Here is a 20,926-nt window from a genome sequence, read left to right as displayed (position 1 = left end):
GCTTCGAAATGCCGCGGCCGTCAGCCAAGACTGCGATTGCCGAGTATCACGGCCGACAGCAGCCACGACACGATGCTGTAAAGGATGGAGCCGAAAAACGCCGACCAGAATCCCGACACTTCGAAGCCCTTCAACAGCGCCGCCGCGAGCCAGAAGCAAAGCGCGTTCACGACGAGGATGAAAACGCCCAGGGTGACGATCGTCACGGGCAGCGTGAGCACGATCAGGACGGGACGCAGCACGGCGTTGATGAGGCCGAGCACGAGCGCCACGATCAGCGCGGTGCCGAAGCTGCGGATGTGAATCGACGGCACGATGTACGTGATGATCAGAAGGGCGAGCGCATTGATCACCCAGGTCAGCAGCACGGTCATGTCAGCTCCAGTGGTTGTTTTCGAGACAGGTTGCCGGTCTTCGGTCTTCGGTCATCGATTGTCCAGGCGGCCGATTGCACCGCCCATCCGAGGCCGGGGCGCCGATCGCGTCCGTGGCGAAGCATGCCACGGACGCACCTTCCCTGTCTTGCGCGAGACCGGCGATCAGTAACGGTAGTGATTCGGCTTGAAAGGCCCGTTCTTGTCGACTCCGATATAGCCGGCCTGCTCGTTCGAGAGCTCGGTCAACTGCGCGCCGATGCGTGCCAGGTGCAGGCGCGCGACCTTCTCGTCGAGTTGCTTCGGCAACACGTAGACCTTGTTCTCGTACTCGCCGCCGCGCGTGAACAGCTCGATCTGCGCGAGCGTCTGGTTGGCGAACGAGTTCGACATCACGAACGACGGGTGGCCCGTCGCGCAGCCGAGATTCACGAGGCGGCCTTCGGCGAGCAGGATGATGCGCTTGCCGTCGGGGAACACGATGTGATCGACCTGCGGCTTGATGTTTTCCCACGTGTACTGACGCGTCGACGCGACGTCGATTTCCGAATCGAAGTGGCCGATGTTGCAGACGATCGCATTGTGGCGCATCGCCTTCATGTGATCGTGCGTGATCACGTGGTAATTGCCCGTGGCCGTCACGAAGATATCGGCCTTGTCCGCCGCGTACTCCATCGTCACGACGCGGTAGCCTTCCATCGCCGCCTGCAGTGCGCAGATCGGATCGATCTCAGTGACCCAGACCGTCGCGCCGAGCCCGCGCAGCGATTGCGCGCAGCCCTTGCCGACGTCGCCATAGCCGGCCACGAGGGCGATCTTGCCCGCGATCATCACGTCGGTCGCGCGCTTGATGCCGTCCACGAGCGATTCGCGGCAGCCGTAGAGGTTGTCGAACTTCGATTTCGTGACCGAGTCGTTGACGTTGATCGCCGGGAACGGCAGCCGGCCGTCCTTTTCCATTTGATAGAGGCGGTGCACGCCCGTCGTCGTCTCTTCGGTGACGCCGCGGATCTGCGCAAGACGCTTCGAATACCAGGTACCGTCGATGGCGAGATGACGCTCGATCGCCTTGTAGAGCGCAACCTCTTCCTCGTTGGTCGGCTTCGCGATGACGCTACGGTCCTTCTCGGCCTTCGAGCCGAGGATCAGCAGCAACGTGGCGTCGCCGCCGTCGTCGAGGATCATGTTCGCGAACTCGCCGTTCGGCCACTCGAAGATGCGGTGCGTAAACTCCCAATACTCGTCGAGCGATTCGCCCTTGAAGGCGAACACGGGCGTGCCCGTCTTCGCGATCGCGGCGGCCGCGTGGTCCTGCGTCGAGAAGATGTTGCACGAGGCCCAGCGGACTTGCGCGCCGAGCGCCGTGAGCGTCTCGATCAGGACGGCCGTCTGGATCGTCATATGCAGCGAGCCGGCAATGCGCGCGCCCTTCAGCGGCTGTGAGTCCTTGTATTCGGCGCGGATCTGCATGAGACCAGGCATCTCGGTCTCGGCGATGTTCAGTTCCTTGCGGCCCCAGTCGGCCAGCGAGAGATCGGCGACGACGAAATTCTGGTCTTGCTTGGATTCGAAGACAGCGGCGTTCATCACGCCCTCCTTTCTAAAAAGTCATAGAAAAAGTAGACGTGAGCGCCGTTCGATGGAGCCGCGAAACGCGCACGTGCGCGCACCGGTCCGATTGAAGTTTCCGAGCCTGGCGGAGTGATCCGTCGCAACGCTCCTCGGAAACGGCAGAAATTGTAGCAAAAACGCGGGGAGGGCGAGCGTCGCATCGATTTGGCCCGCAGCCACAGCCGCGATCGGTCGCTCGATCGACCGATCACGCGCCGTTTCAACCGAAGGCGCCGCCGAACACCGTGCCGATGAGCGGCGCGATCAGCACCATGACGACACCGGCGATCATCATCGTCAGGCTTGCGATCACGCCTTCCTCGCTGCCGAGCTCGCGCGCCTTGACGGTACCGACCCCGTGCGCGCCCGCGCCGAAGAGCGCGCCGCGCGCGAGACGCGTGCGCAGCGGCAGCAGCGCGAGCACGAGCTCGCCGACGAAGATGCCCACGATGCCGGTGGCGATGACGAAGAGCGCCGTCAGTTGCCGCGGCGCGTGAATGGCGTCTGAGACGGCCAGCGCGAACGGCGTCGAAACCGAGCGCGTGAGCAGGCTGCGCGAAGCCTCCGGCGAGATATGCAAGAGCTTGGCGAGCGCGAACGATCCGCAGACGGCGACGACGATGCCGACCGTCACCCCGGCTGTCAGCGAAAGCCAGTGACGCTTGATCAGCTCGCGATACTCGTAGATCGGCACGGCGAAGGCGACCGTCGCGGGCCCGAGCAGCCACATGAGCCAGCGCGTATCGGCGAAATAGACGGAATAGGGGATATGCGCCGCCAGCACGACGATGGCGAGCAGCGCCGGCACGACGAAGAGGGGCGTGAGCCACGGGCTCCTCACGCGCGCATAAAGCCGCTTCCCGACCGCGTAAAGCACGATCGTCAGCACGAAGCAGGCGGCGGCGACCCACCTGGGGCCGGCGGCCAGCAGCGAATGGAACGAAGCGATCATCGGCTTCTCAGCGTGACAGGGATCGATCGGCGGCGCTCTTGCTCGCCGCCGGCCTCAGTGCGCGTTGCGCGCGACCGGCGGGCGCGAGACACGCACGCGGCGCAGCGCAAGCCGGCGCTCGAGCCGCGCGGTCTGGTCGACCGTAACGGCAACCGCCACCATCACCGTGAGCGTGCCGGCGACGACGGCAAGCGCGAGGCGCCAACCGTCCGACTTGAAGAGGCCGCCGTATTGCACCACCGCAACGGCCGCCGGCACGAAGAAGAGCAGCATGTCGGCGAGCAGCCAGTCCGCGCCCGCCTTCACCCAGCGCGGCGCGACGCGCCCCGAAAGCAGCAGCGCGAGCAGCGCCGCAAGCCCGAGCACGCTGCCCGGCACCGGCAGACCGAGCCGGCGGGACACGAAATCGGCCGCGAACCACAGCGCGGCGAGAAACGCCGTCTGTCCCGCAATGCGCACCAAGCCTTCCATTCGCTTCATCGCCGACATCGCACAACTCCCTATTGACTCCATGGCGAAATTGTAGGCTCATCGACTTCATAAATAAAATGACTTAAACTCATTGCGTCCATTCCAATTCGGAACAATGCGCGGCTGAGCCTCCGGTCAGTGATGTGATTCCCGGCGGCGCCGACCGGAGCGGCCCAACGGTGAAACGGTGACACGGACCGCTCAGTGACAGCAAACCATCGTGAGGCTGGGAGTCGTCGTTTATGGAATTGCGCGCGTTGCGCTACTTTGTCGAAGTCGTTCGGCAGCAAAGCTTCACCGCGGCCGCCGAGCGGCTTTTCGTGACTCAGCCGACCATCAGCAAGATGGTGAAAGCGCTCGAAGAGGAGATCGGGGCGCCGCTTCTTTTGCGCGAAGGCCGTCAGATGGTGCTGACCGACGAAGGTCGCATCGTCTTTCAGCGCGGACAGGAAGTGCTTGCCGCGCACGCGCAGTTGCAAGCGGAGCTCGACGATATCGGCACGCTCGGGCGCGGCGAACTGACGATCGGCACGCCGCCAATGGGGGGCTCACTTTTCACGCCCGCGATCGCCGAATTCAAGCGACGCTACCCGAAAATCGAGCTCAAGCTCTTCGAGCAAGGCTCGCGCGGAATCGAAGCGGCGTTGCTCGCGGGTGAGCTCGAGCTCGGGGGCCTGCTGTTGCCGGTCGATGCCGAGCTTTTCGACGTCCTGCCGATCTCGCGCCACCCGCTTTGGCTCGTCGCGCGCCACGGCTCGCGCTGGGATGCCGCGCGCGAGGTGCGGCTCGCCGAACTCGCGGCGGAGTCGTTCGTGTTCTATGGCGAAAGCCTGGCGCTCAACGACGTCGTCACGCGTGCCTGCCGGGATGCGGGCTTCGCGCCGACCATCGTCGCGCGCAGCGGGCACTGGGATTTCATGGCGGCGCTGGTTCACGCCGGCCTCGGGATTGCGCTGTTGCCGGCGCTCTATTGCCGCCGGCTCGATGCGGCACAGTTCACCTGCCGGCCTGTCATCGAGCCCGACATTTCGTGGGAGATGGCGGTCGGCTGGCGCCGCAATGGCTACCTCTCGCATGCGGCGCGCGCCTGGCTCGAAGTGGCGCGCGAAACGTTGCCAGGCCGTTTCTCCACCGAATTCGATCTCCTATCTCCAATGCGAGCGGGATCGCCCCCGGCATGACTGCGCGCCATTGCTGTTCGGTATGCGTTGCGCATGAAGACGGTGCGCGCGCGTCCGCGGCACTCGACGGCAGAGGCCGTCCTCTAAACGGATCAGCCGTACCGAACCTATCATGCAGGGACGCCCGACGGCGACATGCACGCCGCGACGAATGGACAACGCGGAACGCGTAACTCGCATGAAAGCCGGTTGACGCCCAAACGCGGCGCCGCCCGCAAGGTCAAAAGCAGAGAAACCCGAGCAAGGCCGAGACAACGGGGATAACGGGAGACAAAGTCGATGAAAGCACAGGTTCCGCAGGCCACGCACGCCGTGACGAACCAGACGCCGCCGCTCGAGCACTACAACCTCTACGCGACGGATGCGGCCCTCGTCGCGGCCGTCGAGCGCGAAGGCGCCGGCTGGCATGGCAAAGCGCTGGCGGGCCTGGGCGCGCTCCTCGGTACGCCCGAGGTCCTGGCACTCGGGAGCCAGGCGAACCGTCACGCTCCCGAGCTCTTCACTTACAGCCCGCGCGGCGAGCGGATCGATACGATCGAGTTTCACGCGAGCTGGCACCGTCTGCTCGCGCTGCTGCGCGAGCAAGGGCTCCATGCGCTACCGTTCTCAGATCCGCAACGCGGTGCGATGGCCGCACGTTGCGCCGGCTATTTTCTGCACGGGCAACTGGAGTCGGGCTCGCTCTGCCCGCTGACGATGACGTTCGCCAGCATCCCGGTGCTGCGCCGTGAGCCGGCGCTCTTCAGCGGGTTCGCCGATAAGCTCTACTCGCGCGAGCACGATGCGCGCGATGTGCCGCTCGCAGAAAAGCGTTCGATGATGGTCGGCATGGGGATGACGGAAAAGCAGGGCGGCTCGGACGTGCGCGCGAATCAGACGCGCGCCTATGCACTCGAAGCTGGCGGTCGCGGCGGCGCATACCGGCTCGTCGGCCACAAATGGTTCTTCTCGGCGCCGCAATGCGACGCCCATCTCGTCCTTGCGCGCATCGACGACGACGAGGCCATCTCGTGCTTCTATGTGCCGCGCTTCGCGCCCGACGGCAAGCGCAATGCAATACAGCTGAACCGGCTCAAGGACAAGCTCGGCAACCGCTCGAACGCCAGCGGCGAAGTCGAATTCCTCGACGCGTACGGTGTGCTGATCGGCGAGGCCGGGCGGGGCGTGCCGACGATCATCGAGATGGCGAACTACACCCGGCTCGACTGCGTGATCGGCAGCGCCGCGCTGATGCGGGCGGCGCTCGTTCAGGCGATCCACCATGCCCGGCACCGGACCGCGTTCGGCCGACTGCTCGTCGATCAGCCGCTCATGCGCAATGTGCTGGCCGACCTCGCGCTCGAATCGGAAGCGGCGACGATGCTCTTCATGCGTCTTGCAGGCGCTTTCGATGCCCACTTGGCAGCCGAGGCGGGTAGCAGCGAACGCGAGGGCGACGTAGACCGCGCCTGGCGCCGCATCGTCACGCCGGCCGCGAAATTCTGGGTCTGCAAGCGCGCGCTGGCGTTTTGCGGAGAAGCGATGGAAGTGCTCGGCGGCAACGGCTACGTCGAGGAAGCGCCGATGGCGCGCTACTACCGCGAAGCACCCGTCAACTCGATCTGGGAAGGGTCCGGCAACGTCATGTGCCTCGATGTGCTGCGCGCGCTCGAACGCGATCCGGTAGCCGCGCAGGCCCTGATCGCACATTGGCGGGGCGAGGCAAAAGGTCATCGCTCGATGGAAGCGGCGCTGGACGGCCTCGAGCGGTCCCTCGCCGCACCGCCCGAGGCCCGCGAGGCGCTGGCGCGCCGCCTCGCGCAGCAGCTCGTGCTGTGCGCTCAAGCGGTACTGATGCTGCGGCATGCTCCCGCGTCGAGCGCCGAGGCGTTCATCGCCACGCGTCTTCCCGACCCGCCCGGTTTGTCCAGCAGCCCAGCAGCCGGCGGCGGCGCCGAATGGGGGCGCGTGCACGGGACCCTGCCGGGGGGACTCGATCATGCCGCCATCGTCGAGCGAGCATTCGCGCTTTGAGCCGAAAGCGGCTACCCCAACACCGGACCGACATTGAGTCGATTATTTTGCATCCTCGGCCAGTCGCGCCGAGGTCTTCCGGAGTGCACGGATGAAAAACGACTTGCCCGATGACGCGGCGCTCACCGAGCTGTTGCGCGCGCAACGAGCGGCCCACATGCGCGAGCCCTATCCGCCGTGGGACGCGCGTGCAGCCCATCTGACGGCGCTGCGCACCATGCTGCTCGACAACAGCGACGCGCTTGCCGACGCGCTCAGCGCCGATTTCGGACAGCGCGCGAAGGCCGAGCTGTTGCTGTCCGAGCTGTGGCTCGCGAGAAACGAGATCGACTCGGCGCTCAGGCACGGCCGCCAATGGATGAAGACGCAACGTCGAGCGACAGGTCTCTGGCTGTGGCCCGCGCGCGCCGAGGTCATGCCGCAGCCGCTCGGCGTCATCGGCATCATCGCGCCGTGGAATTACCCGGTGCTGCTCGCCGCCGGCCCACTCATCTGCGCGCTCGCGGCCGGCAATCGCGCGATGATCAAGATGTCCGAGTGGACCCCGCACACGTCGGCGCTGATGGAGCGGCTCATCGGCGCGACTTTCGCGCTCGATCACGTCGCCGTCGTCAACGGCGACGATTCCGTCGGCGCGGCGTTCAGCGCGTTGCCGTTCGATCATCTGCTGTTCACGGGCTCGACGTCCGTCGGCAGAAAGATCATGCGCAGCGCCGCCGAGCATCTGACGCCCGTCACGCTCGAGCTCGGCGGCAAATCGCCCGCGATCGTGGGGCCGCATGCACGCTTTCATGCCGCCGTCGACAGCATTGTCGCGGGCAAGACGCTCAACGCCGGCCAGACCTGCATTGCGCCCGACTATGTGCTCGTGCCGCGCGGCAGCGAGGAGGCGTTTATCGCACGCGCCCGACATCGTGTCGCGAAGCTCTACCCCGACTTCGCGCACAATCGCGACTACACAACGATCGTGTCCGATCGGCATTTCTCCCGGCTCGTGCATCTCGCCGACGAAGCCGTCGCGGGCGGCGCGCAGGTGCACCCGCTGGCGGACATGCCGCAGCCGCTGGCCAATGGGCTCGAGCCGGAATTCTCACGATCGGAAGGGGACCTGCAGGGTGACTCAGAATCCGCGATCGCGCAGACGCGGCGCCGGAAGGCCTCGATCCCGGCAGACCCGGCGAGCCGTCGCGTCGCACCTTGCATCGTGACGAACGCGCCGGCGGACTGTTCGTTGATGCGAGAGGAAATCTTCGGCCCGCTGCTGCCGCTCGTTCCCTACGACACACTCGACGAAGCCATCCATTACGTCAACGCGCGCGAACGGCCGCTCGCGCTCTATCTGTTCGACGAGGAACGCGCGACGGTCGACCGCGTGCTGCGCGAAACGGTATCGGGCGGCGTCGCGATCAACGAAACCCTGCTGCATATTGCCTGCGAAGGATTGCCGTTCGGCGGCGTCGGCGCGAGTGGAATGGGCGCGTATCACGGCTACGAGGGCTTCATGACGTTCTCGAAAATGAAGCCCGTGTTCAGGCAGACGCGCTTGAACGGCCGCGCGCTGTTGCTGCCGCCTTACGGAAGGCGATTCAATACGGTAATGAACCTGATGCTCAGGCGCTGAGCGGCGGTTCCTGCATCGCTCCAATCTGCTCGCGCAACTCGAGCACGCGGGCTTCCCAGTAGCGCTGCGTGTTGAACCAGGGAAATGCAGCCGGAAATGCAGGGTCGTCCCAGCGGCGCGCAAGCCACGCGGCGTAGTGAATGAGCCGCAGCGTGCGCAGTGGTTCGATCAGAAGCAGCTCGCGCCGCTCGAATTCGCAAAAATCCTCGTAACCGGCCAGCAAATCGGACAGCGCACGAGTCGCATCGGCGCGCCCGCCCGGCAGCATGAGCCACAGATCCTGCACGGCCGGCCCCATGCGACTGTCGTCGAAGTCGACGAAATGCGGGCCCGCGTCGGTCCAAAGCACGTTGCTCGCATGGCAATCGCCGTGCAGACGGAGCTGCCGCACGTCGCCGGCCTCCTCCAGCGCGCGCTCGACGCCCTCGAGCGCGAGCGCCGCGGCCACCGCGTAGGCGGGGCGAACGTCGTCGGGCACGAAGCCGCTTTCGAGCAGAAAATCGCGCGGCTCATAGCCGAACGAGCGAATGTCGAGCGACGGCCGCGCGACATACGGCGCCTGGCCGCCGACAGCATGAATACGCCCGATGAACCGCCCCATCCACTCCAGCGTATCGCTGCGCTCTAGCTCGGGCGCGCGCCCGCCGCGCCGGTCGAAGACGGCGAAGCGGAACCCGTCGAACGCGTGCAGCGTACGCGCTTCGACCACGCGTGCAGGCACCGCCGGAATCTCGCGCGCGACCAACTCCGCGACGAAGGCGTGCTCCTCCAGGATCGCTTCGTCGGACCAGCGCTCGGGCCGGTAGAACTTGGCGACGACGGGCGGACCGTCTTCGACCCCGACCTGATAAACGCGATTCTCGTAGCTGTTGAGCGGCAGCAGCCGCCCGTCCGTGCGCTGTCCGGCCGGAGCCAGGACGCTGTCGAGGGCGTCCAGCACGCATTCGGGCGTAAGCCGCGTGAAGGGATGCGCACCGTCGGCCTCGGGCCGATGCGTGGCGGGATGCCCGGGCGGGTGTGCGTTCGCCGCGCGGGAAGACTCCGACGAATCGGACGGATCGGGCGAATCAAAAGGGACGTCGTTCATTCCGGCATTGTGCCGCAACGGCGGCGGACCGGCGCTCAATATCCGAGCCGAATCTTCGAGGGCTGCGATCGGCGCGCTGGAGTCCGGCTCAGTGGACGAGCGCGCCGGCGGGGCGGGCGACGAGCTCCCCCGTATCGATGAGGTCCTCGAGGAAGAACGGCTCGGTATTGAGTTGCAGCGATGCGCCCGGCTCGCCCGCATACCAAACGACCATCGCCATGTTGCCGAGAATGCGCATGACGATGCCGCGCGCGCCCGCGGGCACCGCGATATGCACGGACCTGACGATCGAACCGACTTGCATGATGTTTTCCCCGTGGTCAGTAGTGGGTGGTTGGGCCGTGGCGCATCAAGCGATTGTTCACGGAACCTTCACGGCACGAAAGCCGAATCTAACGACCTATCTGCCGTCATTTCCCGCATTCATCCTTACGAATGGCTGTCTGCCGAAAGACGCTGCACGCGGTACGATTGTCGGTATGCGTGAAGTATGCCGCCAATGCGAAACCGCGGCGGCAATTCACATCGCGAAGGAGTGGGATTCGTATGGGCATTTCATTGCTGGCGGGAACGGCGCGCGTCGCCTGCGTTGCGGCAGCCGCCGTCGCGCTGGGCGGCTGCGCCGAGACATCTCCCGATTACGTCAAGCCGACAGCAACCACGGCAAGGGCCACCGATGCGCCGCAACCGGCGCCAAGCCAGGCGGCGCCGGCCAGCGACGCTCGGTAACCGCACCCGAGCCCCGGCGTCACGCACGTCGGGTCTCGCTCGAGCGCCAATTCGGCGGCCGCATGGGCGTTCGCTGAAGATAACACCATTGGCTGAACCGTCTCCTATACTGGTTTGAGGCAGGGTGCGCTGCGGACCGATCGTCCGAAGCGCACCCACGGCGAACCCAGGGCGGCGAACGCGGCAAACGCGAACGCTCTGCCCATTGGGGCACCGCGCGCCGAACAAAGAAAGGAGGAGACAGGCATGATGCACTACTTCACGATCAGCGACTTCATCCTCATTATTCCGATGGCGCTCGCGGGCGCGCTGTTCCTCGGGGCGTGTCCCACCTCATCCACGTTCGTCCACAACTTTTTGCGGGTGATCGGCGCGATGCTCGGCGTCGTGTTCGCGGTTGTGCTCGTGGAAGGATTGCCCGCACTCGTCTAGCGGCGCGGGCCCCGGCCCGCCCGCCTTACCGGATCGGCTGATCGGTCGACGGCTTCTCCCAAAGGTTGATGCCGGCCTCCGTCGCATAGCGGTCGATCTCGGCCAGCTCGTCGGCTGAAAAGTCGAGGCGCGCCAGCGCCGCGACGTTTTCGCGTACCTGCTCCGCCCGACTCGCGCCAATGAGCGCGGACGTGACACGCGCATCGCGCAACACCCACGCGAGTGCCATTTGAGCCAGGCTTTGCCCGCGACGCTCGGCGATCGCATTGAGCTTGCGCACGCGCTCGATGTTTTCGGCGCTCAAATGGCTCTGTTGCAGCGACCCGCCACCCGGCTTGTTGACACGCGCATCGGCGGGCACGCCGTTCAGGTACTTCGAGGTCAGTAGCCCCTGTGCAAGCGGCGTGAACGCAATGCAACCGGTACCACTTTCGTCGAGTGCGTCGAGCAGACCGCCTTCGATCCAGCGGTTGAGCATGTTGTAAGCGGGCTGATGAATCAGGAGCGGGACCTTGTGCTCGCGCAGCAATTCGGCGATCTCGCGCGTCTTGGCCGCCGAATAGGAAGAGATGCCGACGTAGAGCGCCTTGCCCTGCTGCACCGCGCTCGCCAGCGCGGCGGCCGTTTCCTCGAGCGGCGTCTCGGCATCGAAGCGGTGCGAGTAGAAGATATCGACGTAGTCGAGCCCCATGCGCTGCAGGCTCTGGTCGAGGCTCGCGAGAACGTACTTGCGCGAACCGCCGCCTTGGCCGTATGGGCCCGGCCACATATCCCATCCGGCCTTCGTCGAAATGAGCAGCTCGTCGCGGTAGGGGCGGAAGTCGTCCTTGAAAAGGCGACCGAAGTTGATCTCGGCCGTACCATATGGGGGGCCGTAGTTGTTCGCGAGATCGAAATGTGTGATGCCGAGGTCGAACGCCGTGCGCAGAATGTCGCGCTGCGTGGAAAGCGGCGTCGTATCGCCGAAGTTGTGCCAAAGACCGAGCGACAACGCCGGCAGCTTCAATCCCGATTTGCCGCACGTGCGGTATTGCATTTCCGCGTAGCGGCTCGAAGCGGCTTCATAGGCCATTTTGGGTCCCCATGGATAGACTTGAAACACGACCGGCGCCCTCGGGTACGCACCATGCGGCGACTCGGCGGCGAGCGGGCTTGAAAAAACACACGGGCACGCGCCACACTACTTCCCGGGCGGCGACGTCCCCATTCACGCAAATTGCCATGACGAAAGCGGTTTCCATTGCATTGATCGTAGGCGGCGTCGTACTGCTCTATTTCGGCGGCCAATCGATCCATTCGTTCGCGAACGACATGTCGCGCATCTTTACGGGCGCGCCGACGAACAAGACGATCTGGCTCGTTGCGGGTGGCGTCGTCGCCACGATCGCCGGGCTCATCGGACTGGCTTCGTCCGTGGGTTCATCGCGCAGACGCTAGCCGCCCACCCGCTCAGAGCACCACCTCAGGTTTCGACGCCGAGCGCGAGCCCGGCAACGGCACGTTGCTCGCGCCGTGATAGGTGAAGACGAGCGAATACTTCACTTCGTCTGTGACGTTGCGGCTCGCCGAGTGGAGCGTGTTGCAGTGAAAGAATACGACATCGCCCGCCTCGAGTTCGGGCGAGACGGCAGTCGCGATCAGCGCGCTGTTTTCCGGAATATCCGAACGGAAGAACTTGGCCGCGTCGAAGCGATCGGATGTGAACGCCAGATTGTGCGAGCCGGGCACGAACCAGAGTGCGCCGTTATCGACGAATTCGGGACCGAGCGCAAGCCAACTCGAGACGAGATCGTCGCGCTCGAACGACCAATAGCGTGCATCGCGATGCCAGCCCGTGAGGCTGCCGTAAGCGGGGTGCTTCGTCATGATGCAGTTGTGATGCGCGCGCGAAAGATGCGGCGTCTCGCCGAAGTAAAGCTCCATCCATCCGCGCACTTCCACGGCCGTGGCCCATTCACGCAGCAGCGCGTGTCGCGCGTAGGCGTCGAGCAAGCGGCGCACGGTATGGCCGCCTGGCGCTTGCCTCGATTCGGGGGCGCCGGGATAGCGCAGATCGGCTTCGTATTCGATGGGCGGCTTCGCTTCGTCCAGCTCCTTCAACGCTAGTGCTTTCAGCGCGGCGCACCGCTCGGGAGAGACGAGCCCTTTCACCACGACGTAGCCGCGCTTACGTAGCGTGTCTACCTGCTCTTTCTTCGATTGCTCTGACATCGAAACGGTCCATTCCCGAAAGGCGGTTGTTGTAGCTGCACCGCCTATTGTAAAGCGGGCGCGAACGGTGTGCCTCCGGGTCGCGCATGGGCTGCAGGACAATCCAGGTCGCGCGACACCGCGCAGGTGCACCGGTACACCGGACCCGTGCAGAGCTGCCCCGGGGTGATACCGACTTTCCTCTGTCACCATCCCCGTGTAGGCTTCAGCGCTATATGGATCGCACTACCCCTTCTCCGGCGACGCGGCTCGGCCGCCGTTCTGACGCCGGACCGCGCGCCGTCTGTCCCTCGAGCTTGACATGGCACGATTGCTGCGTCGAACGCGGCGCCCTTGGACGGCCCTTGCTCATTTCCTTCACTGACTGCTCCCCAAGGGGATTGGCTGTGCGCGCCCGCGACGCAGCTGCGGGGCGCTCGCGGACCGATACTCCGCTTCGCGCGGCTCAGCGCGCACCGACTTTGTTACCAAACCATCCATGAAAAGACGAATTGCCTTTCGCCTGAAACAAGCCGCGCTGAAGGCGGCGCGCCCGGCACGGCGCGGCATCGTTCGCGCGTTGCGCCACCATGCCGCAAGCGCCCGCAGGCAATCGGCCCGCGCGAATCCGAGCGTGAGGTCCGAGCCGGCCGGCGTCCTGCGCGCTTGGCTCCGCGCGCTCGTTGCCGCGCTGCTGGCGAGGAATACAGCGCGGTCGTTCTCGCTGAACACCCTCCTGCGCCACAACACACGGCCTCGCGCCGCGGCGGCGCGCAACTCGTATCGAGCGACGAGCAGTCGGCGCGTGCGGCGGCTGGCAGGCAGCGCGGGATGGTTCTCGTTCGCACCGTGAGCACGGAAATTGCACAATCGTCAGAGGACCGCTAACGATCGGCGCTGAAGCCCCGAACCGTTGACGAACAAGTATCTTCACGAGGTCGGGAGGGACGACGGCTCGTGCCGCGGCGCGCGAGCGCGCATGCCGAGCCCGCCCCGGCGGTCGGCAGCGCACTAGAATACAGCCTATGAAACCGCGCTCGATGCCTCCGAATATGGCTCCTAACGAAGAAAGGCCGCGTAAGCGCATCTCGAAACGGATGCTGAACGTCCTCACCGCACTGGTCGGCGTGGGCACGCTTGCGGCCGGGATCGGCTGGCTCGTCTATAGCTGGGTCGTCGACCTCGAAGTGCCGTATTTCGCCATTCCGCTCGTGATGTGCATGCCCGTGATCGTGGCCGTCGCATTCCGAAACTGCTTCGATTGAAATGTCGAACAGCTAACGCTCGCTCCGCCCGCGCTATCGCGCGGGTATGCGCATTGCGCGGCTTTCAATCGTCATTGTTGACGAATGGGAGCTGATGATGCCGATACCGACTTTCCGCGGCTTGAACGTCGATGAGTCGATAAAGCGCTTTTTCGGCGGCGGCGGTGCGGACGGCGATGGCGCGTCCGAACACCCGGCCGATGAGCCCGAACAGCAACAGGAAGAACCCGCGCAGCCGGAGTTGCCCGATCCGGCCGAGGTAGGCGAAGACGGCTAGTCTCGCCAGCGCCAGGACGACACGCCCTTATCCAGATAAAACGAAACCCGGTAGCCGCCGCAGCGAGCCACCGGGTTTCCTATGATCCTGACCGAATTCGGCCGTCAGCGCCCGACCCGGGCGCCTTCGCGTCACCCGACCATCTCGCGACTTATGCCACGGCTGCTACGGGTTCCGTGCCGGCCGCCTCCGCCAAAGCAAGCGCCTTATCGGTCGCTTCCCAGGAGAACTCGGGCTCTTCGCGGCCGAAGTGGCCATACGCAGCCGTCTTCTCGTATATAGGACGCAACAGGTCGAGCATCTGAATGATGCCCTTCGGACGCAAATCGAAATGCTCGCGCACGAGTTCGGTGATCTTCGCATCCGAGACGCGTCCCGTGCCGAAGGTGTTGACCATCACCGAAGTCGGCTGCGCCACGCCGATTGCGTAGGACACCTGGATCAGGCAGCGCGAAGCGAGTCCCGCCGCGACAATGTTCTTCGCGACGTAGCGGCCCGCATAGGCGGCCGAACGGTCCACCTTCGACGGATCCTTGCCCGAGAACGCGCCGCCGCCGTGCGGCGCCGCGCCGCCGTACGTATCGACGATAATCTTGCGGCCCGTCAGGCCGCAGTCGCCCTGAGGACCGCCGATGACGAACCGCCCCGTCGGGTTCACGAGGAACTTGATATCGCCTTTGACGAGCTCGGCCGGCAGCGTCGGCTTGATGATCTCTTCGATCACGGCCTCGCGCAGCGCGGGGAGCTCGACGTCGGGCGCATGCTGCGTCGAGAGGACGACGGTGTCGATCGAATGCGGCTTACCGTCGACGTAGCGCACCGTCACTTGCGACTTCGCGTCGGGACGCAGCCAAGGCAGACGGCCATCGCGACGCAAGCTCGCCTGGCGCTCGACGAGCCGGTGCGACAAGTGGATCGGAAGCGGCATCAGCTCGGGCGTTTCATCGCAGGCATAGCCGAACATCAGGCCCTGGTCGCCCGCCCCTTGATCGAGGTTGTTGTCGTGCGCGCGATCGACGCCCTGTGCAATATCGGGCGATTGCTTGTCGTAAGCGACGAGCACCGCGCAGCCACGATAGTCGATGCCGTAATCCGTATTGTCGTAGCCGATGCGCTTGATCGTATCGCGCGCGACCTGGATGTAGTCGACGTTGGCCGTCGTCGTGATCTCGCCGGCCAGTACCACGAGACCGGTGTTGCAAAGCGTCTCGGCCGCGACACGCGAGTACTTGTCCTGCGCGAAGATGGCGTCGAGGATGGCATCCGAGATCTGGTCGGCCACCTTGTCGGGATGGCCTTCAGAAACGGATTCGGAGGTGAAGAGATAGTCGTTTGCCACGTTTCGGACTCCTTATTGGTTACGGTTCTTTGCGTTTCACGTAGCCAACTTCGGGAGCCTGAAGCGGCGACGCTTTAGCGGATTCCTGCACCGCGGGAACGCTGATCGCGCCCTGCGGCTTCGCCCCGCAAGTTGTCAATTAACTCGGCGAAGGTCGTATTATAGCGGCTTTCCGAAATCGTCACATACCGAGCCTCGTGAATCACCCTGCCAGTAATCTGGTCTTTCTGTCGCCGATCCGCCTTTCCTCAGCCCTTTGTGCGCTCGCCACGCCGGCCCGTTCGCGAGGCCGTGCATGCTGACGCGAGTCGGCACGAAGATCGCCATCGGGCTGCTCAGGCTGCTCGCCATGCTGCCGTACGGCCTCGTCGCGCGCGCGGGAGACGGCCTCGGCTGGCTGCTCTATCAGATTCCGAGCCGGCGGCGCCGCATCGTCCACACGAACCTCAAGCTCTGCTTTCCCGAATGGAGCGACGAAAAGCGCGAGGAAGTCGCCAGCAAACATTTTCGCCAGGCGATCCGCAGCTACCTCGAGCGCAGCGTCCAATGGTTCGCGTCGGCGAAGAAGCTCGACAAGCTCGTTCAGGTCGACAGCGAAATAGATCTGACCGATCCCGACATGCCGCCGACGCTGCTGCTCGGCTTTCACTTCGTCGGCATCGAGGCGGGCTCGATCTACATCAACCGGGCGCTCAGGCGCCAATGCGCCTCGCTCTATCAGCCCATGTCGAACCCTGAGCTCGAGGAGGTGGCCAAGCATGCGCGCGGCCGCTTCGGCGCCGACATGGCGAGCCGCGCCGACAGCGCACGCATCGTGCTGCGCTGGCTGCGCGAGCGAAAGCCCGTGATGCTCGGCGCCGACATGGACTACGGCTTGCGCAACTCGACCTTCGTGCCGTTCTTCGGCATTCCGACCTGCACGCTGACCGCGGTCGGCCGGCTCGCGAAGGCCGGCAATGCGCAGGTCGTACCGTTCATCGGCGAGGTGCTGCCCAATTACAAGGGATATCGGCTGAAAGTCTTCAAACCCTGGGCCAACTACCCGAGCGGCGACGACGAAACCGACGCGCGCCGCATGAACGCGTTTCTCGAGGAACAGATCCCGCTCATGCCCGAGCAGTACTACTGGGTCCATAAGCGATTCAAGACGCGTCCGCCCGGCATGCCGAGCTTCTATTGAAAGCGGGCCTCGCGAGCGCCGCGCGTCGCTTACAATAGCCCGCCATGAGACTCAAGTTCACCAAAATGCACGGCGCGGGCAACGACTTCGTCGTGCTCGACGGCTACACGCGCGAACTCGCGTTGACGCCCGAGCGCGTGCGCGCGCTGGCGGACCGCCATTTCGGCATCGGTGCTGATCAGCTGCTGCTCGTCGAGCGGCCGCGTACCGCCGGCGCCGACTTTCGGTACCGCATCTTCAACTGCGACGGCGGCGAGGTCGAGCATTGCGGCAATGGCGCGCGCTGCTTCGTCAAGTTCGTCCGCGATAGAGGGCTCACCGACAAGCGCAACGTGCGCGTGGAGGTCCATGGCGGCCTCATCACGCTGACGGTGCAGGACAACGGCGAAGTGATCGTCGACATGGGCCGGCCCGTCTTCGAGCCTGAAAAGGTGCCGTTCGACGCGAGCGGTCTCGCGGGTCGCCGGGAAGGCGCCGATACCGTCTGGCCCGTCGAGGCAGCCGGAGCAACGCATTGGGTGTCGGTCGTGTCGATGGGCAATCCGCATGCGGTGCAAGTCGTCGATGATGTGGAGGCTTACCCCGTCCTGACGGTAGGCCCGGATATCGAGCGTCACGCTCGGTTTGCCCAACGCGTCAATGCCGGCTTCATGCAGATCGTCTCGCGCGGCGCGATCAAGCTGCGCGTCTTCGAGCGTGGCGCCGGCGAGACACTGGCCTGCGGAACCGGCGCCTGCGCGGCGGTCGCGGCCGGCATCCGGCGCGGCCTTCTCGATTCGCCCGTCACCGTTGAAACGCATGGCGGCACATTGACCATCGCCTGGGACGGCGCGCGCGACGAAACGGCCCCGCTCACGATGGCCGGCCCCGCCGCCACGGTGTTCGAGGGTGAAATCGAATTGCCGGATTGAGCAGACGTGGTTAGCGTTTGCCCCAGCCCCTTTTTTGCACCCCCATGATGAACGATCGCGAAGTCGCCGAATTTCTGCTCGCCAACCCGGAGTTTTTCTCGCGGCACGCGGAGTTGCTTGCCGCCGTCCGGCTCGCGAATCCGCATGGCAAAGCCGCCGTCTCGCTGCAGGAGAGGCAGATGGACATGCTGCGTGAGAAGAACAAGCTCCTCGAGCGGCGGCTCGCCGAGCTCGTGCGCTATGGGCACGAGAACGACAGCATCGCGGCGAAGTTCAACCGCTGGACCGCGAGAGTGATGGCCGAGCGCGATGCGCATGCGCTGCCGCGCACCGTCACGCAGGGGCTGACCGAAGTCTTCGACGTGCCGAGCGCGGCACTGCGTCTCTGGGATGTCGCCGAGCCTTACGCGCACGCGGAGTTTGCGCGCCATGTCGGCGAGGAAGTGCGGATCTTCGCGGCGAGCCTCGGGGCGCCTTATTGCGGAACCAACACGGGCTTCGAGGCGGCGCAATGGCTCGACGCCGCGGCACCCATGGCGAAAGCAAGCGCCGCGGCATCGGAAAACGGCAGCGTCGAAGTCTCGCCAGGCGAATCGACCGAAGCATTTCAGTCGGTCGCGCTGATCGCGCTGCGCGAGCCGGCCCGCGCCTCGGCGAGCTCGGCGCCGGGCGCCGACGATGCAGGCCCGACGTTCGGCCTTCTTGTGATGGGCTCGCCCGATCCGCGACGTTTTCATGAAGGAATGGCGACCGACTTCCTCATGCAAATCGGCACGCTCGCGAGCGCGGCGTTGAGCCGGTTGCTGATGCGATAGCCGAACAACGGGGGCCTAGCGTTGCGCGCCGTCTCGCTGTTTTCTTCTCGATACTTGCCCACCGCCCCGGGACCGCGACCGTGCAGTCGGCCGACAAAGAACTGATCGCTGCCTATCTGTCGAGCCTCGAGCACGGCCGCAGGCTCTCCGAGCACACGCTGCGCAGCTACATGCACGAGCTTGAGGCGCTTGCGGTGCTGGCGAACGGGCGCCCGCTCGCAGCCCTGACAGCGATCGACATGCGCGGCGCCGTTGCGCGCGCGCATGCGAACGGCCTCTCGGCGCGCTCGATCGCGCACCGCCTGTCGGCTTGGCGCGCGTTCTACCGGTGGCTCGCCGAGCGCATCGAGATGCCGGCCAATCCTGTGGCGGCCGTGCGCGCGCCCAAGCAGCCCAAGCGGCTGCCGAAAGCGCTGTCCGTGGACGACGCGGCGGCGCTCATGGATGCCGAGCGCAGTGTCGACGCCGAAGGCCTGCGCGATCAGGCGATCCTCGAGCTCTTCTATTCGTCGGGGTTGCGTCTCGCCGAACTCGTCGGACTCGACGTCGCGTTCGCTGAAGTCGACGGCTACCGCTCGGCCGGTTGGCTCGACCTCGCGGCGGCGGAGGTGACGGTGCTCGGCAAGGGCAAGCGACGGCGCACGGTTCCCGTCGGGCGCAAAGCCGTCGAGGCGCTGTCGGCCTGGCTCGCCGCGCGCGGCGCGTTCGTCAAGCTGGACCCGCATCCGCTCTTTCTCTCCGCGCGCGGTGCGCGCATGTCGCCGAACGTCGTGCGCGAGCGGGTCAAGCGCGCGGCGCTCACCGCGGGCGTCCCGGCGAACGTCCACCCGCACGTCCTGCGCCACTCGTTCGCGACGCATCTGCTGCAATCGAGCGGCGATCTGCGCGCGGTGCAGGAGCTGCTTGGCCATGCGAGCGTCGCCGCGACGCAGATTTATACGTCGCTCGACTTCCAGCACCTCGCGCAAATTTACGATACGGCGCATCCGCGCGCTAAAAAGCGCGATTGACGTTCGCTGCGCGTCACGAAGACCGGTGCCTTCGTAACCAAGCATCGATACGCAAACCTTGTTTTCATTTCATGAATACCGTCACGCTCAAACCGTCGAAAGAAAAATCGCTGTTGCGCCGTCACCCGTGGGTCTACGCGAACGCCATCGAGCGCGTCGACGGCAAGCCCGCGCCCGGCGCGACCGTCGTCGTGCGCGCGAGCGACGGCCGCTTTCTCGCCCGCGCGGCCTTCAGTCCTCATTCGCAAATTCGCCTGCGCGTCTGGAGCTTCGATGAAGGGGAGCCGGTCGATCACGCTTTCTTCAAGCGTCGCGTGCAACGCGCCGTGGCCCACCGGCGCTCGTTCGTCAGCGGCACGCGGGGCGTGCGGCTCGTCTTCGGCGAAGCCGACGGGCTGCCGGGGCTCATCGTCGACTATTACGTCGCGGACGCCCCGAAGGAAATCCCCCACGGTGATGCCGCGACGGAAATCCCTTTGGGCGACTCTGCGAAGGAAGACGGCAGCCTTCCGCAGCCCGGCGATGAAGCGACCACTCGAGGTCAACTCGTCTGCCAGTTCATGGCCGCCGGCGTGGAGGCGTGGAAAGAGGCGATCGTCGCCGCGCTCGTCGGCGCGACGGGCTGCCCCAACGTCTACGAGCGCTCGGACGTGGCGATCCGCGAAAAGGAGGGGCTCGAGCAAACGACGGGCGTACTCGCGGGCGCCGCGCCGCCGGAGACGCTGATCGCCCGCGAGAACGGCGTGCGCTATCACGTCGACGTTCGAAGCGGGCACAAAACGGGTTTTTATGTCGATCAGCGCGACAACCGCGCGCTCGTGCAGGCCTACGCCGCCGATCGAGACGTACTGAACTGCTTCTGCTACACAGGCGGCTTTTCGCTTGCGGCGCTGAAAGGCGGTGCGCGCCGCGTGGTGTCGATCGATTCGTCGGGCGAAGCGCTTGCGCTCGCGCGCGCGAACGTCGAAGCGAACGGCTTCGAGGCGGCCCGCGCCGAGTGGCTCGACGCCGACGCGTTCCGCACGCTGCGGCGGCTTGCCGACGAAGGCGAGCGCTTCGACCTCGTCGTTCTCGACCCGCCGAAGTTCGCGCCGGCACGCGAGCACGTCGATCGCGCCGCGCGCGCCTATAAGGACATCAACCTGTCGGGCTTCCGGCTGCTGCGCCCGGGCGGGCTGCTCTTCACCTATTCGTGCTCGGGTGCAATCGATGCCGACCTGTTCCAAAAAATCGTCGCGGGTGCCGCGGCGGATGCACGCGTCGACGCCCGTATCCTCAGGCGGCTAGGCGCCGGCGTCGATCATCCGCTGCTCGCTTCGTTTCCCGAGGGCGAGTATCTGAAAGGCCTGCTATTGCAAATCCTCTAGCGCACCCCCATTTGAGGGGAGTTTCCGTGCGGAGGCCGGCCGCCGGCGGCCGGCACGGCGCCAGTGCGGATGCGCCAGCGAGCGCGCCATCCCGCCGACGA

The 20,926-nt window shown here is 65.5% G+C and carries 23 protein-coding genes and 1 riboswitch; of the genes, 13 read left to right on the top strand and 10 right to left on the bottom strand.

All coding sequences use genetic code 11. The features are described from left to right. Positions 1 to 20: 20 nt before the first annotated feature. The 4 genes from AB4Y31_RS10080 to AB4Y31_RS10065 all read right to left on the bottom strand — a co-directional run bounded on the left by AB4Y31_RS10080 (position 21) and on the right by AB4Y31_RS10065 (position 3,426). Positions 21 to 374, bottom strand: a complete 354-nt coding sequence (locus tag AB4Y31_RS10080) for a phage holin family protein (protein ID WP_018441227.1) — start codon at positions 372 to 374, stop codon at positions 21 to 23. A 165-nt stretch (positions 375 to 539) separates the two neighbouring features. Then, complete coding sequence (gene ahcY / locus AB4Y31_RS10075) at positions 540 to 1,961, bottom strand: adenosylhomocysteinase (protein WP_368673798.1); 1,422 nt, start codon at positions 1,959 to 1,961, stop codon at positions 540 to 542. Positions 1,962 to 1,994: 33 nt separating this feature from the next. Beyond that, positions 1,995 to 2,103: riboswitch (S-adenosyl-L-homocysteine riboswitch) on the bottom strand. 102 nt (positions 2,104 to 2,205) lie between these two features. After that, positions 2,206 to 2,937: an LrgB family protein gene (locus tag AB4Y31_RS10070; protein ID WP_368673797.1), complete on the bottom strand. Its 732-nt coding sequence runs from the start codon at positions 2,935 to 2,937 to the stop codon at positions 2,206 to 2,208. Positions 2,938 to 2,991: 54 nt separating this feature from the next. Next, the gene (locus tag AB4Y31_RS10065) at positions 2,992 to 3,426 is read right to left on the bottom strand and encodes a CidA/LrgA family protein (RefSeq protein WP_018441231.1); all 435 of its coding nucleotides are present in this window, start codon (positions 3,424 to 3,426) and stop codon (positions 2,992 to 2,994) included. A gap of 224 nt (positions 3,427 to 3,650) precedes the next feature. Here AB4Y31_RS10065 and AB4Y31_RS10060 point away from each other — a divergent pair, with 224 nt between their 5' ends. From AB4Y31_RS10060 to AB4Y31_RS10050, 3 genes are all read left to right on the top strand, one after another. Then, positions 3,651 to 4,589, top strand: a complete 939-nt coding sequence (locus tag AB4Y31_RS10060) for a LysR substrate-binding domain-containing protein (RefSeq protein WP_368673796.1) — start codon at positions 3,651 to 3,653, stop codon at positions 4,587 to 4,589. Positions 4,590 to 4,868: 279 nt separating this feature from the next. After that, a complete protein-coding gene (locus AB4Y31_RS10055; RefSeq protein ID WP_368673795.1) occupies positions 4,869 to 6,602 on the top strand; it encodes an isovaleryl-CoA dehydrogenase in 1,734 nt (577 codons plus the stop codon). A 91-nt stretch (positions 6,603 to 6,693) separates the two neighbouring features. Continuing rightward, positions 6,694 to 8,223 (top strand): coniferyl aldehyde dehydrogenase, encoded by a 1,530-nt coding sequence (locus AB4Y31_RS10050; RefSeq protein ID WP_368673794.1) that lies wholly within the window; start codon positions 6,694 to 6,696, stop codon positions 8,221 to 8,223. Here AB4Y31_RS10050 and AB4Y31_RS10045 read toward each other — a convergent pair. The 3 genes from AB4Y31_RS10045 to AB4Y31_RS10035 form a co-directional block, all read right to left on the bottom strand. Further along, positions 8,213 to 9,310, bottom strand: a complete 1,098-nt coding sequence (locus AB4Y31_RS10045) for a serine/threonine protein kinase (RefSeq protein WP_368673793.1) — start codon at positions 9,308 to 9,310, stop codon at positions 8,213 to 8,215. The genes AB4Y31_RS10050 and AB4Y31_RS10045 overlap by 11 nt on opposite strands. Before the next feature lie 88 nt (positions 9,311 to 9,398). Next, positions 9,399 to 9,614: a hypothetical protein gene (locus tag AB4Y31_RS10040; RefSeq protein WP_018441236.1), complete on the bottom strand. Its 216-nt coding sequence runs from the start codon at positions 9,612 to 9,614 to the stop codon at positions 9,399 to 9,401. Positions 9,615 to 9,948: 334 nt separating this feature from the next. Next, positions 9,949 to 10,128, bottom strand: coding sequence for a hypothetical protein (locus tag AB4Y31_RS10035; protein ID WP_368673792.1), 180 nt, complete (start codon positions 10,126 to 10,128; stop codon positions 9,949 to 9,951). Between the two features lie 157 nt (positions 10,129 to 10,285). Between AB4Y31_RS10035 and AB4Y31_RS10030 the strand changes: the two genes are divergently transcribed. Beyond that, complete coding sequence (locus AB4Y31_RS10030) at positions 10,286 to 10,471, top strand: hypothetical protein (protein ID WP_018441238.1); 186 nt, start codon at positions 10,286 to 10,288, stop codon at positions 10,469 to 10,471. A gap of 25 nt (positions 10,472 to 10,496) precedes the next feature. Here AB4Y31_RS10030 and mgrA read toward each other — a convergent pair whose 3' ends face one another. After that, complete coding sequence (mgrA, locus tag AB4Y31_RS10025) at positions 10,497 to 11,543, bottom strand: L-glyceraldehyde 3-phosphate reductase (protein ID WP_368673791.1); 1,047 nt, start codon at positions 11,541 to 11,543, stop codon at positions 10,497 to 10,499. Between the two features lie 149 nt (positions 11,544 to 11,692). Here mgrA and AB4Y31_RS10020 point away from each other — a divergent pair, with 149 nt between their 5' ends. Then, the gene (locus AB4Y31_RS10020; protein ID WP_018441240.1) at positions 11,693 to 11,908 is read left to right on the top strand and encodes a DUF3185 family protein; all 216 of its coding nucleotides are present in this window, start codon (positions 11,693 to 11,695) and stop codon (positions 11,906 to 11,908) included. Positions 11,909 to 11,920: 12 nt separating this feature from the next. Here the strand turns inward: AB4Y31_RS10020 and AB4Y31_RS10015 are convergent, their stop codons facing one another. Beyond that, positions 11,921 to 12,682 (bottom strand): phytanoyl-CoA dioxygenase family protein, encoded by a 762-nt coding sequence (locus AB4Y31_RS10015; protein ID WP_018441241.1) that lies wholly within the window; start codon positions 12,680 to 12,682, stop codon positions 11,921 to 11,923. A gap of 478 nt (positions 12,683 to 13,160) precedes the next feature. Between AB4Y31_RS10015 and AB4Y31_RS10010 the strand changes: the two genes are divergently transcribed. The 3 genes from AB4Y31_RS10010 to AB4Y31_RS10000 all read left to right on the top strand — a co-directional run bounded on the left by AB4Y31_RS10010 (position 13,161) and on the right by AB4Y31_RS10000 (position 14,203). Beyond that, positions 13,161 to 13,514, top strand: coding sequence for a hypothetical protein (locus AB4Y31_RS10010; protein WP_368673790.1), 354 nt, complete (start codon positions 13,161 to 13,163; stop codon positions 13,512 to 13,514). A gap of 199 nt (positions 13,515 to 13,713) precedes the next feature. Then, a complete protein-coding gene (locus AB4Y31_RS10005) occupies positions 13,714 to 13,926 on the top strand; it encodes a hypothetical protein (protein ID WP_368673789.1) in 213 nt (70 codons plus the stop codon). Positions 13,927 to 14,020: 94 nt separating this feature from the next. Next, positions 14,021 to 14,203 (top strand): hypothetical protein, encoded by a 183-nt coding sequence (locus AB4Y31_RS10000; RefSeq protein WP_368673788.1) that lies wholly within the window; start codon positions 14,021 to 14,023, stop codon positions 14,201 to 14,203. A gap of 151 nt (positions 14,204 to 14,354) precedes the next feature. Here the strand turns inward: AB4Y31_RS10000 and metK are convergent, their stop codons facing one another. Beyond that, a complete protein-coding gene (gene metK / locus AB4Y31_RS09995) occupies positions 14,355 to 15,542 on the bottom strand; it encodes a methionine adenosyltransferase (protein WP_018441245.1) in 1,188 nt (395 codons plus the stop codon). A gap of 295 nt (positions 15,543 to 15,837) precedes the next feature. Between metK and AB4Y31_RS09990 the strand changes: the two genes are divergently transcribed. The 5 genes from AB4Y31_RS09990 to AB4Y31_RS09970 all read left to right on the top strand — a co-directional run bounded on the left by AB4Y31_RS09990 (position 15,838) and on the right by AB4Y31_RS09970 (position 20,825). Continuing rightward, positions 15,838 to 16,722 (top strand): lipid A biosynthesis lauroyl acyltransferase, encoded by an 885-nt coding sequence (locus tag AB4Y31_RS09990; RefSeq protein ID WP_368673787.1) that lies wholly within the window; start codon positions 15,838 to 15,840, stop codon positions 16,720 to 16,722. A gap of 44 nt (positions 16,723 to 16,766) precedes the next feature. Continuing rightward, the gene (gene dapF / locus AB4Y31_RS09985; RefSeq protein ID WP_368673786.1) at positions 16,767 to 17,633 is read left to right on the top strand and encodes a diaminopimelate epimerase; all 867 of its coding nucleotides are present in this window, start codon (positions 16,767 to 16,769) and stop codon (positions 17,631 to 17,633) included. Between the two features lie 47 nt (positions 17,634 to 17,680). Beyond that, positions 17,681 to 18,448 carry a DUF484 family protein gene (locus AB4Y31_RS09980; RefSeq protein WP_368674474.1) on the top strand — a complete coding sequence of 256 codons (768 nt, stop codon included), beginning with the start codon at positions 17,681 to 17,683 and terminating at the stop codon, positions 18,446 to 18,448. Between the two features lie 80 nt (positions 18,449 to 18,528). Next, on the top strand, positions 18,529 to 19,458 hold the full coding sequence (xerC, locus tag AB4Y31_RS09975; RefSeq protein ID WP_368673785.1) for a tyrosine recombinase XerC: 930 nt from the start codon (positions 18,529 to 18,531) through the stop codon (positions 19,456 to 19,458). Positions 19,459 to 19,529: 71 nt separating this feature from the next. Then, on the top strand, positions 19,530 to 20,825 hold the full coding sequence (locus AB4Y31_RS09970) for a class I SAM-dependent rRNA methyltransferase (RefSeq protein WP_368673784.1): 1,296 nt from the start codon (positions 19,530 to 19,532) through the stop codon (positions 20,823 to 20,825). The last annotated feature ends 101 nt before the right edge of the window (positions 20,826 to 20,926 follow it).

Source organism: Trinickia sp. EG282A, from assembly GCF_040965455.1.
Taxonomy (GTDB): Bacteria; Pseudomonadota; Gammaproteobacteria; order Burkholderiales; family Burkholderiaceae; genus Trinickia; species Trinickia symbiotica.
The sequence above is the reverse complement of the archived record's forward strand: the minus strand, read 5'-3'. Positions and strand labels throughout refer to the sequence as shown.